Source organism: Mariniflexile ostreae (genome assembly GCF_042427585.1).
Lineage (GTDB): Bacteria > Bacteroidota > Bacteroidia > Flavobacteriales > Flavobacteriaceae > Pseudalgibacter > Pseudalgibacter ostreae.
The window spans coordinates 61,571-76,603 of sequence record NZ_JBHMFC010000010.1 but is presented as its reverse complement, the minus strand read 5'-3'; the positions used below and the strand labels follow the sequence as shown (position 1 = coordinate 76,603).

At 37.3% G+C, this 15,033-nt stretch carries 8 protein-coding genes; 2 read left to right on the top strand and 6 right to left on the bottom strand.

All coding sequences use genetic code 11. The annotated features are described in order from the left end of the window. Nucleotides 1-39 precede the first annotated feature (39 nt). From ACFFU9_RS03695 to ACFFU9_RS03670, 6 genes are all read right to left on the bottom strand, one after another. Nucleotides 40-1,410 (bottom strand): glucoamylase family protein, encoded by a 1,371-nt coding sequence (locus ACFFU9_RS03695; protein ID WP_379860024.1) that lies wholly within the window; start codon nucleotides 1,408-1,410, stop codon nucleotides 40-42. 4 nt (nucleotides 1,411-1,414) lie between these two features. Then, nucleotides 1,415-2,770, bottom strand: coding sequence for a glucoamylase family protein (locus tag ACFFU9_RS03690; protein ID WP_379860023.1), 1,356 nt, complete (start codon nucleotides 2,768-2,770; stop codon nucleotides 1,415-1,417). A 162-nt stretch (nucleotides 2,771-2,932) separates the two neighbouring features. Continuing rightward, a complete protein-coding gene (locus ACFFU9_RS03685) occupies nucleotides 2,933-4,690 on the bottom strand; it encodes a LamG domain-containing protein (RefSeq protein WP_379860022.1) in 1,758 nt (585 codons plus the stop codon). A gap of 18 nt (nucleotides 4,691-4,708) precedes the next feature. After that, on the bottom strand, nucleotides 4,709-6,262 hold the full coding sequence (locus ACFFU9_RS03680; RefSeq protein ID WP_379860021.1) for a RagB/SusD family nutrient uptake outer membrane protein: 1,554 nt from the start codon (nucleotides 6,260-6,262) through the stop codon (nucleotides 4,709-4,711). 11 nt (nucleotides 6,263-6,273) lie between these two features. After that, nucleotides 6,274-9,306, bottom strand: coding sequence for a SusC/RagA family TonB-linked outer membrane protein (locus ACFFU9_RS03675; RefSeq protein WP_379860020.1), 3,033 nt, complete (start codon nucleotides 9,304-9,306; stop codon nucleotides 6,274-6,276). Between the two features lie 224 nt (nucleotides 9,307-9,530). Continuing rightward, nucleotides 9,531-12,326 (bottom strand): transcriptional regulator, encoded by a 2,796-nt coding sequence (locus ACFFU9_RS03670; protein ID WP_379860019.1) that lies wholly within the window; start codon nucleotides 12,324-12,326, stop codon nucleotides 9,531-9,533. Nucleotides 12,327-12,886: 560 nt separating this feature from the next. On the opposite strand from ACFFU9_RS03670, the gene ACFFU9_RS03665 reads away from it, so the two are divergent. After that, nucleotides 12,887-13,714 carry an SDR family oxidoreductase gene (locus tag ACFFU9_RS03665; protein ID WP_379860018.1) on the top strand — a complete coding sequence of 276 codons (828 nt, stop codon included), beginning with the start codon at nucleotides 12,887-12,889 and terminating at the stop codon, nucleotides 13,712-13,714. An 86-nt stretch (nucleotides 13,715-13,800) separates the two neighbouring features. Further along, entirely contained in the window at nucleotides 13,801-15,000 is a 1,200-nt protein-coding gene (uxuA, locus tag ACFFU9_RS03660) for a mannonate dehydratase (RefSeq protein WP_379860017.1), read from the top strand. Nucleotides 15,001-15,033: the final 33 nt, after the last annotated feature.

Here is a 15,033-nt window from a genome sequence, read left to right as displayed (position 1 = left end):
CCTGTTTATAATAAATTTACATTCGTTTTAAATTACTGCTCAATAATTGAAACCCAATTGCTCCAATCCTTTTTTCACATCGGTATTCTGCATAAATAAATTCCATAACAATCCCGATCTATGGTTTTCTATCATAATGATTTGAGGCCCTTGATCAATAGCCAAATAAGCATCTGCAACCCAATAATTGTAGTGCGGACTAAAAGCATCATAAAAGCCAGCAGGACCTAACAACCTGTCTTTGTGTTGATATAAATAATGCATAACTTTTAAAGATTCTGCAGGCGTATAGGCTATGGAGCTAATGGCTGCGGTAGGAGAAACAACACCTAAATCATTGGAAGGGCTGTGGGCAGAATACCCTAAGGAGCCATCAGTGTTTCTGGAATAACTGGCCGTTAATCCCCAACAATCTGCACCATAATCTAAATAATTATTAGGATTGGCCATACAATACTGACGGTTGATTTTAGTATGATTTACCACCACATTCCAATAATTAGCATATTGATCACTAAGGTTTTTCGGGTTTAATCCCAAAAATGAATACTGGCTAAAAAATAGGGGGCCACCTAAATTAGAGCTTCCCGCATGATTTAATACCAATGGAATCCCGTATTGAGAAGCTGGAGACACTATACCCCCTGAGTTTGCCCATCCTTTTTCATAAACCGTTTTAGAAATACTGTAATTTGGAGAAGCAGCCGCTAAAACATATGCTATTTGCACTTCATTATACCCTGTAAGTTTTAAACCTATTTCAAATCCAACACTCGGGCTCCAATGCCAATACAGCACATCTTCGTTTTGCGTATACCAGTTCCATTCCACTCCTTTCCAAAGCACATCTGCTTTTATTGCTAATGCTTTTTCAACATCCGATCCATTTTTAAAATACTCTTTTACACAGATTAGGCCTTGCGACAACAAGGCAGTTTCTACCAAATCGCCACCATCATCCAGTTCGCTAAAAGGGATAGCACGACCATCGTTACCATCAATCCAATGCGACCAAGCACCATGAAATCTATCGGCATTTTCTAAAAAAGCAAGTATTTTATCTAAGCGCTCGACTCCTTGAACTCGCGTAATAAAACCACGCTCTATGCCTACAATAATACTCATTAAACCAAAACCAGTTCCCCCCGAAGTAACCACATCTTGATTAAGCGTAGGATCTTTTGGGTGATAACGCTCTTTAGCGGCACCAGAATCTGCATTCGCAAAGTCCCAAAAATATTTAAAGGTTTCTTTTTGAACCAAGTCCATCATTTCGGTATCAGAAAGCGGTTCTACTAAATCTGGTTCATCTTCCTCCCCTGGCACGTAAGGCTCTTGATAGCCCGGCCCTTGATCTTTATCACAAGAAAAAACCAGTATGCCTATTAACAAAGTGATATATCTACTCATAATCTTACTGCGGTTTATTATATGTGAACCCAAGTTTATCAAGCCCTTTTTGAACATCTTCATTTTTCATAAACAACTCCCAAAGCATCCCTGAACGGTAATTTTCAATCATAACAGGAATAGGACCTTGATCGATGGCTAAATAGCGAGGAACATACCAATTATCTTCTAAGCTAAAAGCATCATAAGGGCCATATTTCCCTATTAAAGAATCATGGTCCCTGTAGAGTTTTTTAAGCATTTTCATGCTTTCCTTTGGTGTGTATGGAAACGACGACAAGGCTGCTGTAGGCGCAATAACCCCTACATCATTACCAGGGCGGTGGGATTTGTAGCCTTTAACGGAATAACTTGAGGTTAACCCCCATAAGCTATCGCCATACCCTTTAAAATTCTCAGGATTGTCTACCGCATACTTATGATGGATTTTTGCTTGATTCTGAACAAGCTTCCAGTAATCGGCATAGGAATCTGAAAGGCCTCTTGGATCTAAGCCCACATAAGAGTAATGCCCCCAAAACATTGGCCCTGTAAGAGTCTCACTTCCTGCATAATAATCTAAAACAACATCCTCCCCATAGTATTTTTCATTTGAAACAATGCCTCCATTTCGAGCCCATCCATTATGATATACCGATGGTTTTATAGGATACGTTGGTGATGCCGCTGCCAAAACATACATAATCAAACACTCATTATAACCTTCAATGGGAAAGTCCATATCCCAACCATATTCAGGAGACCAATGCCAGTATAGCACCTCTTCACCATTTTTAGTGTACCAGTTCCACTCTACCGTTCTCCATAGTTTATCTATTTTCGTAACCAAAGCCTGTTCGCTTTCATTTCCGTTTTTAAAATACGCCGCTACGGTAAGCATGCCCTCTATTAAGAAAGCCGTTTCGACCAAATCACCTCCATTATCTTTTTTGCTGAATGGGATCATTTTTCCTGTTTCTCCATTCAACCAATGTGGCCATACACCATGAAACCTGTCGGCGGTTTCTAAAAAATCGACCATTTTATGAAAACGCTCCAAAGCCTGTTCACGGGTTATAAACTGACGTTTCACACCTACCAATATGGCCATAAACCCAAAACCGCTGCCTCCAGTAGTGATGGTGTTTTTAGGAGATGTAGGGTAGTCATCATCCATGTGCAAACGCTCTCTAGCTAAGCCAGAGTTAGGCTCTGCCCCATCCCAAAAATAATTAAAAGTTTGTTTTTGTATGGAATCTAAAAGCACATCATCTGATAGTCCAACATATTTGTTTTCGTTCTCCACATATTTAGCCTGTTTTGTTTTAGAGTTACAACTAAAAACAAGAATTGCTAAAACGTATATATATAATAACCTCATTAGTATGAAAATTTTATAAAAAGAGTGTTTGTTATTATTCAGCTGTACCTAGAAATTTTGTTTTTAAACAAAAGGCACAGCTGAAAATAACATCTATTAAAAAAACTTAAAGAAACATTCGAGAGACCTCAAAAACACGTGTGCAATCAAGGTTTTATGCTTTTAATTACCCATACTCTCCATAACTTCTGCAGGAGAAAGCGCTTTCTTGTATACATGAAGCTCGTCCAAGAAGCTAGCATCAAATTTATGACCCCATTCTGTAAAACGCGGTGCACCAGACATGATAGATAACAAATCACACCCTGTCCAATCTACCCCAGTAATGCTGCTTTCTCCAACAGCAACTCCATTAATATACACGAGAGCTTTTGTTGGGGATATAGTAAAGGCCAAATGCACCCATGCTCCAGCATCGGGATCCACATCGGCAGCTATGCCTCCATCTACCCAAACATCTTCAGTACCATTACCCACATTCAATTTAAAACGTTGTTTACCCCCTGCATTTTCCCTAAAAAAACGAAAACCACTTTTCCTGTTATTTTGTGCGGCTGGATTAACGGTATCTTCAGGCCCCATTACTAAAATGCCAGCTCTATCTGGTGTGGGGTTTACTTTATACCACATGGTAGCACTAAATGATTCTCCTTGTAAACCAGTTGATGGAACTGTTAAATAAGAATCTGTAGCGCCTAAATAAGCATTTCCTTTTTTACCTGCATCATCAAAAGTAGGCGTTCCCATAACTGTAGCTTCTGCTCCATTTACCTTATTAGTATAATTTCCATCAAACGCCATGTACAGTGTTTCCCTATCTGCTGGAATATAAGGATTGGTAACCTCAATAACATTTTGTATTTCGGCCTGGGTTAATGTTTTATTGAACAATCGTAAGTCGTCCATAAAACTCAAATCTGCTTTATGGCCCCATTCTGTAAAGCGAGGCGCACCAGACATGATCGATAACAGATTACACCCCGTCCAATCTACCCCTGTAATAGCACTTTCTTTAACCATTTCTCCTCCAATATAAACTTTCGCAGATGTTGCAGAAATTGTAAAAGCTAAGTGTACCCAACCAGAGCCAGGTATAACATCGGCAGCAGCCCCACCGTCTACCCAGGTATCTGCAATGCCGTCACCTATATTTAATTTGAAACGCTGTTTCCCATCTGCATTTTCTCTAAAGAACCGAATACCACGAGTTCTATTATTTTGTGCCTCCGGATTAGTATCATCTTGTGGTGAAATAACTAAAATCCCAGCACGATCGGGCGTCTTGTTTACTTTAAACCAAAAGGAAGCTGATAGTTCCGCCCCTAACTGTAAAGCACTAGTGGGCAAGGTTACGTAAGAATCTGTTGCACCAGCATACGCATTAGACCCTACCACGGCCTCCCCTGCAAAACTGGGCGCACCCACTTTTGTTGCTTTAGTAACACTTATTAATTCGGTATAATCCCCATCAAATGCCATATACAACATTTCATTTGCAAACAAAGGAACATAAGGCGGCTCTTTCTCAAAACTAACCGTTGAAGTAGTCGATTTTCCATCAAGATCTGTTGCCGTAACTTTTAATTCATGAATGCCGGTAGTGATATTATTTGCGCTAAGGGTTTTTAATACACGGCGATAATCTATAAAATCGCTCATCATGGCTATTTGTGTTCCGTCTAAGAACACCGAAATAGAACCGACTTCAATATCATCAGTGACTTCAAACTCTAAGTCTACGTCAATAACTGGATCATTCACCTTAAATTTAGCACCTTCTAAAGGCGCTTTAATGGTTACTACAGGAGCTCCTGTATCTGCGCCAGCGTCGACAGCCGTTATAGAGTCTATGCCTTCATTACATGAGAAGACCAGCAACAACGACAATAATACAATATATTTATTTTGATATGTTTTCATTTTTTTCAGTGTTGTTCGTTAATTTTGGTTAGCGATCTCGCCTAAAATCGGAAATTCATCAATTTGATCTTGGTGATAGGTTACAAAGCTTTTGTCTTTAGTAAAGGTTCTCCCTTCAAAACTCAATTCACCATATCTTTCCAACCTTACCATATCAAAAAACCGCTTACCCCACTCCATGGCCAGCTCGGCGTATTTTTCATCTACAACTTGATCTAAAGTTACACCACTTATTGGTGTAAGCCCTGCTCTACCCCTTACGATGTTTACCGCTTCATCTTTAGTCATTACACTACTTGAAGCACCTTGAACCAAAGCTTCGGCATACATTAAAAGTGTTTCGGCATACCGATATACGATATAGTTTTTGTTGCTCCCATACTCCGTACGACCAGGAATTAATTGATTACTTGGCAAATAATGTTTACCACTAGTAAAAACAGCTCTCGCATTATCTTTTAACACATCTCCATCCCTCGTAGTTGCAGACACAAAAGAAGGAAGTGTACTAGCAGTATAGCTAGTAGTTGCAATAATACTATCTATTCCTTTTTTTGTAAATAACACCGTGGTTTCTAAGCGTTCATTTTCCCCGCGATCCAACATAAACTTAACATACTTCATGCTTGGCTCAAAGAAGCCCCATCCTGGACTCGCTCCCGCAACGGCAGACGTCCAACCGTTTGGGCCATAAGGCGCATAAAGATGTCCTACCCGTTCTCCTGTTCCTGCACCAAAATCGGAATATTGAAATTCGTATAAGCTTTCATTGCTCAATTTCCCTGGAGTTTTAAACAATTCGTAATAATCTGCCATTAAGCTAAATCTCCCTGAACTTATAATTTGTCCTGCCGCATCTGCTACCGCTTGATAATCTTTTAGCTCTTGGTTTGCTAGAGCCTTAATGTGTAAGGCTGTATATTTAGTAACACCACCTGGTAAATCGGTACGTTCATTAGGACGCATATCTAGTAAAAATGGAATAGCTTCACCCATCTGATTTGAAAGATGCTGCATTACCTCCTCTTTTGAAGGCACTGAAGTTACATTGGCAAAATCATTAAGATTAGAAGATTCTGGAATAAACACCGCACCATAAACCTGTGACAGTTGAAAAAGCAATATAGCCCGCAATACTTTGGCTTCTGCAATATACTGCTTCCCTAAAGCGACATCCTCTACATCTGCGAACTCTATATACCTTTCTATTTGCTCCATTCCTGTATGGGCTTTGATAATATCGCCATAATACGTTTCCCATAATGTTCGTGAGCCAAAAAAAGAATTGTCGTAAACATAACGATCTAGGTTTTTAAGCCCTTGTTGATCGCCTGCAGCATTCACATCATCTCCTCTTGTAGAAACCACCAGCGGTTGTTCCCAACCCCTATCACTAACAGATTGATAGACACCAATGAGAGAAAAGATCATGTTTTCAGTTTTTGAAAAATCTGTCCCTCCAGCAAAATTATTATTAAGTTCGGGTTGCTCCAATTCGTTTGAGCATCCGGAGAGCGTTATAGCCAACACAGCTAAAAGCCCAAGCAATTTGTTTGTTTTTATATGTATCATCGCTATTTTTTTTAAATTTTAATATTTACCCCTAATGTATATACTCCTGGGATAGGGTACGTTTGGGTATCCCTACCATCTGAAACCTCTGGAGTAAAACCATTATAATCAAAGAACGTTAAAGGGCGCTCTGCAGTAACATAAAATCGAATATCTGGATTAAACTTTCCTTTTAACTCTGGTAATGTATACCCTAAGGTTACATTCTGCAAACGCACATAGTCTCCTTTTTCAACAAAAAAACTGTTTAAAAATTGATTGCTCCAAGGGTTTCTTATACCTCTTGCAGAAGGATAATCGTTTGAAGTACCTGGCCCATGCCAACGATTAATAGCAAAATCCCTATCTATATTGGGGTCTGAAGTTTGTCGGATAGCAAAACGTTTTTGGTTTGCGATTACATTGCCACCTTGGCCAATAACGCTTAAAGAAAAATCGAAAGCTTTATAATTAAGCCCTAGATTAAAACCAAAGTTGTAAGAAGGCAAGTAAGAACCTAAATCTACTCTATCCTGCGCATCTATTTGGGTATCGCCATTATGATCTACAAATTTAAAATCTCCTGGCAACACCGTTAATCCGTTAGATATGGCAGCCTGTGCCGCAGGGTCTGCTTGAATCTCTTCGGGTGTTTGGTACACGCCAGCAACTTCAAGACCGAAAAAAGAGTTTATTGCACCCCCTACAACAGAACGTTGCGCGGTATCCCCACCAGATGTTAAATTTTCTTGTCCGGCCAAATCCAATATCTCATTTTTTAAAGTTGAAAAGTTAGCCCCTATTCTATAGCTAAAATCTTCTGAGACGCGTTTATTCCAATCTACTACAATCTCAAATCCTGAGTTTTTTATAACTCCTAGGTTCTGTCTTGTTTCTCCGGGAACTAAAAGCCTAGAGACGGGAATAATAGCATCCCGTGTTTCTCTAACAAAATAATCGGACTCTATAGATAAGTGATTGTTGAACAACCTTGTGGTAATACCAACATTTGTTTCTGCTGTTACTTCCCATTTTAAAGCCTCAAAATCACTATTGGTAACCAATCCTGGATATCTTACATCGCCAAAAACAGAAGTAACCTCGGTAGACGTTATGCCCCCTGTACTAGCATTTACATTAGCATTACCCAATTCGCCCCAACTTGCCCTTATTTTAAAGAAATCCAATACACCATTGTCTTTCATAAAAGGTTCACTAGACACCACCCAACCGGCGCCAATAGTAGGGAAGTAACCCCATTTTTCTTGGTATTTACTTGTGCCGTCTGCACGAAAGGTACCGTACAATAAATATCTATCATCAAAATTATAGGCGACCCGTCCAAAATAAGAGAAAAAATATTGTCTTACACCGTTATCGCCAACACCATCTACATCAATATCTTTTGCTAAATCTAAATAATAAGATTCGTCTCCAATTCCTGGGCCATTTGGAAAATTCACTCCCTTAGCCTCTAACTGTTCCAAGGACCTATCTCTAAAAGAGGTTCCTGCCAAAACCGTTAGATTATGTTTTCCAAAATCATCATTATAAGTTATTGTATTATCCCAGGTTTGTTCTGAAAATGTTTCATTCTTTTTAACAAGTTCTGCATTTTCCCTGTAAGCATTTCCATCACCGAAGAAATAAGGAAGTCTTACGTCTCTTACCTCAAGGGTTTCAAAATTATGGGAGTATACGGTTTTAAAGGTTAATTTGTCTGGAATAACTTGATACTGCAAATTAAAGTTCATCAAGATATTTCGTGTTTTATCCCTGTTTTCTGTATTTTCCATTAAAGGGAATGGATTTTGTGGCCCTCTATAGCCTAAATCGGTAGCATTTGCATAGGGCCTTGGATATGCGTCCGTTTTAGAAAGGTCGAGAACAGGCATGATAGGTACCGCAAAATAAGCAGAATTAAAAGCACCATCCTCCGCACGATATCTTGTAGCATTACTTAAAAGCGCCGAGACCCCTACTTGCAATCGATCACTTAAATCCACATCTATTTTTGAACGAATATTAAAACGTTCGTACTCGTTTTTCATTTTTAGAATGCCCTCCTGTTCAAACTGACTAACACCTAAGGAATACGTAACACTTTCTGCGCCACCAGTAATCCCTAAACTGTGATTCTGTATAAGCGCATGGCGTAAAATTAAATCATACCAATCTGTATTTACATTAGGTATATTAGGGTTTACTCTACTCCTGCCATAGCGCTGCATAGCATTGTCTATAAAACTGGCTTCTGCAGCAGAACCAGATTCTCTTGCCAAAGTGCTAAATTGCTCTGCATTTGATAATTTAACTATATTTTGAGCCACTTGAACGCCCTGATAACCACTATACGTTATTTGTGGTTTCTGGTTCTTTTTTCCAGATTTAGTTTGAATAAGTACCACACCATTTGCGGCCCGAACTCCATAAATAGCAGAGGCTGAAGCATCCTTAAGTATCGAAATGGTTTCAATGTCTTCATTATTCAAAAAATTGATATCATCGTAAAACGTCCCATCTACCACATAAAGCGGCGCCGACGCCCCATCGCCGGTATAAGACCCAAGACCACGTACCCGAATAGTGGGTGCTGCTCCTGGAGCACCACTGCTCACCACTTGCAAACCAGCTACTTTACCTTGTAAAGACTGCATAGCAGCTCCTGAAGGTGTTCTTGTAATATCTTCTGACTTGATAGTGGTAATAGCTCCTGTTAAATCGGCTTTCTTTTGTGACCCATATCCAATAACCACAACTTCTTCTAGTGCCGCAACATCTGGTTCTAAAGCGACATTAAGAGTTGTTTGGTTTTGAATGCTTACAGATTTTGTTTTAAAACCTAAATAACTAAACTCTAAGCTTTGGCCACTAGCTACATTAATAGAATAATTTCCATCAAAGTCTGTGCTCACCCCCCTGCTTGTTCCTTTTACTATAACGTTTACACCTGGAATAGGGATATCGTCTTCTGAGCCTGTAATAACACCCGAGATCGTTTTATCTTGAGCAAAACTACAAATAGAAAATAGAAAAATAAACAATAAAGTATTTCTTGTTTTCATATAGTTTAATTTAAAAGTTAGTTTCCACTAAGTTATAAACTATATAAGCGCTCTTAAAAAAATTGATTACACAAAAATTACGTCATGCAGAAAAAAGCTTGTCAAAACCTTATATGACGTATACTATGCCTTCATAATTTAACGGTACATTAAGAACTAAAACGCTATATGACGTAGTAATGACGTAATTTAAAAGTAAAAAAATCACATAATAAAGCAGTCTTTTATTTAAAATCTCTCAAAAAATCACTTACAGAAATGTCATTCCCTAAATTCAACTTACTTTTTAGTCGGTATCTGTGGGTTTCAAGACCACGAATGGACACGTTCATTAATGGTGCAATTTCTTTTGTTAGCAAATTCATTTTGATGTAAGCACAAATTTTAAGATCCTTATGAGTAAGCTTGGGGAATTTACTTTTTAATTGATTAAAAAACTCTTCATGGACTTGATTAAAATTATACTCAAATAACTGCCATTCATCTTCATGCCCTATGGAATTATCAATTTTTCTTAATAATTTCTTATAGACAAAAGTGTTTTTAAACTCTGCCTTACTTTTAACCAGTTCATTTTTAATTTCAAGTACAGACTCGTTTTTTTTCACTAAAGACATAGCCGTATTAGCCAACTGCTTACTTTTTAATTTTACCTCGCTTTTTAAAGATTGATTTTTTAACTGTACCATTCGTTTTTCGTTCTCTACCGCATGCTCTTTAAGTAGGGCCTCTTGCTTAGCTGCCAATTTCTCTTGCAAAGCTTTTTGCTCTTTTTCAATTTTTCGTTTATGAAAATAAAAAGCAACTAAAGAGACCAATATCAGTACGGCAATAAATAAAAACAGCCCCTTAACGCCTTTATACCAAGGTGGAAGTACTTTTATTTTAATATCCTTAGCAACACTTCTATCTCCAAAACCATTGGCTACTCTAAAAGAAATGGTATAATCGCCATTATTTAAATTTGAAAGCTTTAAAGTTGCACGTTCCATTTTATTCCAAACTTTAGGAGTTTGCTGAAATATGGCATATTCAAAAAAAGCATCTTTAGATTTTGGACTGGATATTGTTATCGCAATGTTATCACTGTAAGGCAAGTCTATAGCATCAACACCCTCTAAGTCTATTAGTGCTCCGTTAATTCCAACACTTTCAATAGAAACAGGGAACAAGGAGTCCTTAACAGCTTTACCGCTTTTATTCAATAAAGCAAAACCATCGTTTAAGCTTAGCGCAAAAACAGAATCGGATATTTTAGATATATTCTCGTACCCAACTATTAACCGGTTTTTAAAATACTTTATAGGCAAGAAAAAATCATGGTTTGAAGATGTAAACGTATTAAAACTTATAGTTTCATCCCCCTTAACCCCTAATACATTAATATCCGCTTCTGAAATAATATAGGCATCTTTCCCGAATTTTTTATTCAAAAAAGGATACGCTACAATACTATCCAAAAGCGGCTCGTACTTATGCCAGCCATTGTTTGTTTTAAAACATATATCGTTTTTAATCTTATAGACCCTCACATTAAAGTTAGACTCTAAGCCTTTATGTTTATAGTTTTTCATTTCAATAATACTATCATAGTCCTTATTGAATTTCATCCTATATACACCTCTATACGCATGGGCCGCCCAAGCATGATACTGGTCTTCAAATTCCAAATAGCGAATAGGCGCTGTTGTTTTTTGCATATGGGTTACATTCCATTTTCCGGCATTTTCTTCAAACTTTACTATACCTGCATAAGTTCCTTGCATGTATATCTTGTTTTTTTCTGGCACTTTTTTAAGGACCCAACCACCAGTAAAATTTGAAATTAATTGCATGGTTTTATTTTCAACCAGATAAGTACCATTGTTATGTCCGCAAAACAATTGCCCATTAATTTCCTTTAAATCCCAAACCTGCCCTTGTGAGCCACTTATAAAGTGCAACCTACTTTCTTGATCTAAAAAGTACAAACCGGTATTGCTTGCTATATAGATGGTGCCTTGGAATGATATAACATCGTATACGGCACCCAAGCTTCCCGAAATATCATTATAAAAAGAGTGGGCCCCATTTAAGTCTATAGACGTTAAGCCGTTGTCTAAACCCAGCCACAACTCATTATTTAATGCAAGGTGCTGACTTAAGACTGTGTTATTTGCCAGTCCATTTTCTTTATTGATATGAAATCTAATACGACCATCGGCATCTGTATAATACACCCCGTTTTGAATCGTGCCAAAAACCATAGTGCCATCCTCTAATGTGGTATGAGAATTTAACTGATGCTGTTTTATTAGCGAGTTTATATTCGAGTTCCAAGGAAATAGTGATGTACCATCATAAATAAAACAACCTTTAATCGCTGTAGTAATTAATAAACCTTTCTTGATTTTAGAAATTGAAACAACTTTCGATTCTTTTAATAGTTCATCCTCTATAACATTAATTAATCTTGTATTATCAAGAGTGAATATCCCATTTCTTAAAGTAGATACGAACAACTGCCCGTTAACAATATCACACGAAATAACGGTCGACTTTGGTTTTATTTTTATGATGTCGCCCCCTTTTACAATGTAAATATTTAAAAAAGACCGAAACACCACCATATCTTTATAAGCTACAATTTCCCAAAATTCTTCATTTAAAAAATCATTTCCTTGAAGCTTATCACTTAAAGACGTGTATTCTAGAACCCCTTTTTTATTGTCTTCCCAAAACCCAAACTCTTCATAAGAACCCGTATAAATTTTATCATTATGAGCTAAAACCGATCGGATTATCGTTTTATTAGGAAGTGCTTTTAATTCCCAATTCAAACCATCGAACTCCAACAGACCATTATTATTGGCAACATATAATTTACCGTTTTCCGATTTCGAAACACCCCAATTTTGGTTTCCTGCATGATATTCTGAAAGTGAGTAATTTTGAAAATATGGTGTATACTGGGCTATTAAAATATGTGTATTTAATAACAAACACAATATCAAGAAAAAATTAAGGAATTTAAATTTCATAATTAGGATGTATTGGACAACAGGATACTTCAATAAGTATAGTGGTGAATTACAAAACTAATCAAATTAAAAAAGACATGAATAAAAAGATTCTACCCAAAAAAGATGATTAAACATCTAAAACCTAAATAAACAGCTTTAAATGACTAAAACACCTAAATTGAAAGTTTAAAATTGATTTTCTGCCATCCAACCCTAGATTCTCAAAAAAGCAAAAAATGAAGATATATATGTGTCGACTCTAGTATCAAAACCTCTTAAAGCACTTTTTAAATATCTATAGATTTTAATAATTAATGTGTCCTACTAGTAGAAAATATTAATAATCGATATACAAAACGAATATAGCATGAAGAAATGTCCTATATAATAAGCCTAGTATTTTAGGGCTATCAATTTTTCATTTTTAGACAGAACTTTACAAATGTGGTTATAAGTTTAAAATCAGGGGGTACAATAGTCCTTATTTGGCTAAACAAGGAAGATTCATCAGTAAGTTTTAAGAAACTTATTGTATTTTTAATACTTTTAAAAAAAATATTTAATTAATACACATTATAATGAGCAAAACAATTGTATTAACAGGAGCAGGTGGTGTCATTTGTAGTACGCTAGCTTCTGCTTTAGCTAAACAAGGGCACAAAGTGGCCGTACTTGATTTAAGAAAAGACGCTGCGGATAAAGTAGCAGAAAGCATTAAAAAAGAAGGTGGTAAAGCTATAGGCGTTGCAGCAAATGTATTAGAAAAAGAGTCTTTGATCCAAGCTAAAAAAGAAGTGAACGATGCTTTTGGAAAATGTGATATTTTAGTAAATGGCGCTGGCGGAAACCATCCTTTAGGGACCACCAGTAACCCGTATTTAGTCGCAGAAGATTTAATGAACAAAGATGAAGGCTTTAAAACATTTTTCGATTTAGATGCTAACGGCATCCAGTTTGTTTTTAATTTGAACTTTATTGGAACACTTTTACCAACACAGGTTTTTGCCATGGACATGGTAGGGCGTGAAGGATGCAGTGTCCTGAATATATCTTCCATGAATGCTTTTACACCTTTAACTAAGATTCCAGCATATAGTGGTGCTAAAGCTGCAGTTTCGAATTTCACACAATGGCTTGCCGTCCATTTTTCAAAAGTAGGCATTCGTGTAAATGCATTGGCTCCTGGGTTTTTCTTAACCGATCAAAACCGAACATTATTAACCAAAGAAGACGGTAGTTTAACACCACGTGGAAACCAAATTATAGACCAAACCCCCATGGGGCGTTTTGGAGAACCCGAAGATTTAGTAGGCACAACACTATGGCTTTGTGGTGAGGGCGCTAGTTTTGTTACTGGAGTGGTAATTCCTATCGATGGTGGGTTCGCAGCATATAGTGGTGTATAATTAAAATAATACCAATTATTGTTTTATTAACGACATAAAACCTCCGCAATAAAACAGCTAATTAAACAAAACTTAATATTCTAGATATGAATTTAAAATTAGAGCAAACATGGAGGTGGTACGGCCCAAAGGACCCTGTATCGCTTTTAGATGTAAAACAATCTGGTGCTACTGGAATAGTATCGGCATTACACCATGTTCCAAACGGACAAGTTTGGAGTATTGAAGACATTAAAGAACGGAAAGCCCTTATAGAAGCAGAAGGCTTAACCTGGTCTGTTGTGGAAAGCGTACCCATTCATGAGTCTATAAAAACTAAATCTGGCGATTATAAAACATATATTGAAAACTATAAGCAAACCCTATTGAATCTGGGCGCTTGTGGTATTGATATTGTATGCTATAATTTTATGCCCGTACTGGATTGGACGCGTACCAATTTAGATTATGAAGTTGATGATAAATCGACAGCACTACGTTTTGAAGCTGCTGCATTTGCAGCTTTTGAATTGTTTTTATTAAAACGGCCAGGCGCAGAAACCGAATATACCGAAGCACAGAAAACACAGGCAGAAGAATATCTTAAAAATGCCTCTCCCGAGGACCAAAAAAAGTTAATTAAAAATATTATTGCAGGTCTTCCTGGAGCTGAAGAAGGTTATACACTTAAAGAATTCAATCAGATTTTGGCCACCTACAAACATGTTGGGCCAAAAGAATTGAAAGCAAACCTGTTTTCATTTTTAAGTGACATTATCCCCGCTGCAGAACAAGCAGGAATCTTAATGTGCATCCATCCAGACGACCCTCCATTTCCTATATTAGGCTTACCTCGAGTGGTGAGTACAGAACAAGATATTGAAGATTTATATAAAGCGGTAAAAAGCCCAAACAACGGCCTTACCTTCTGCACTGGCTCCTTTGGTGTTCGTGCAGACAATGACCTAGTTGGCATGGTAAAACGATTGGGAGACCGCATACACTTTATCCATTTAAGAGCTACAAAGCGTGACGAACACGGTAATTTCCATGAAGCCGATCATTTAGATGGAGATGTAGATATGTATGGTGTAATGAAGGCTTTGGTAGAAGAACAACAAAAGCGCGTTGCTACTGGACGTAAAGACTTACGAATGCCTTTTAGACCCGACCATGGGCATAAAATGTTAGACGACTTAAAGAAAAAAACCAATCCAGGATATTCTGCCATTGGACGCTTAAGAGGTCTTGCAGAACTACGCGGCTTAGAATTAGGTATCAGACGTTCATTAGAAGAAAACCATTAACTTCTATTTTAAATACTGAAAAAGGATTCCCTG

Coding starts and splice junctions, on each gene's coding strand:
- ACFFU9_RS03695 (WP_379860024.1), bottom strand. CDS start 1,410: ATGAGTAGATATATCACTTTGTTAATAGGCATACTGGTTTTTTCTTGT.
- ACFFU9_RS03690 (WP_379860023.1), bottom strand. CDS start 2,770: ATGAGGTTATTATATATATACGTTTTAGCAATTCTTGTTTTTAGTTGT.
- ACFFU9_RS03685 (WP_379860022.1), bottom strand. CDS start 4,690: ATGAAAACATATCAAAATAAATATATTGTATTATTGTCGTTGTTGCTG.
- ACFFU9_RS03680 (WP_379860021.1), bottom strand. CDS start 6,262: ATGATACATATAAAAACAAACAAATTGCTTGGGCTTTTAGCTGTGTTG.
- ACFFU9_RS03675 (WP_379860020.1), bottom strand. CDS start 9,306: ATGAAAACAAGAAATACTTTATTGTTTATTTTTCTATTTTCTATTTGT.
- ACFFU9_RS03670 (WP_379860019.1), bottom strand. CDS start 12,326: ATGAAATTTAAATTCCTTAATTTTTTCTTGATATTGTGTTTGTTATTA.
- ACFFU9_RS03665 (WP_379860018.1), top strand. CDS start 12,887: ATGAGCAAAACAATTGTATTAACAGGAGCAGGTGGTGTCATTTGTAGT.
- uxuA (WP_379860017.1), top strand. CDS start 13,801: ATGAATTTAAAATTAGAGCAAACATGGAGGTGGTACGGCCCAAAGGAC.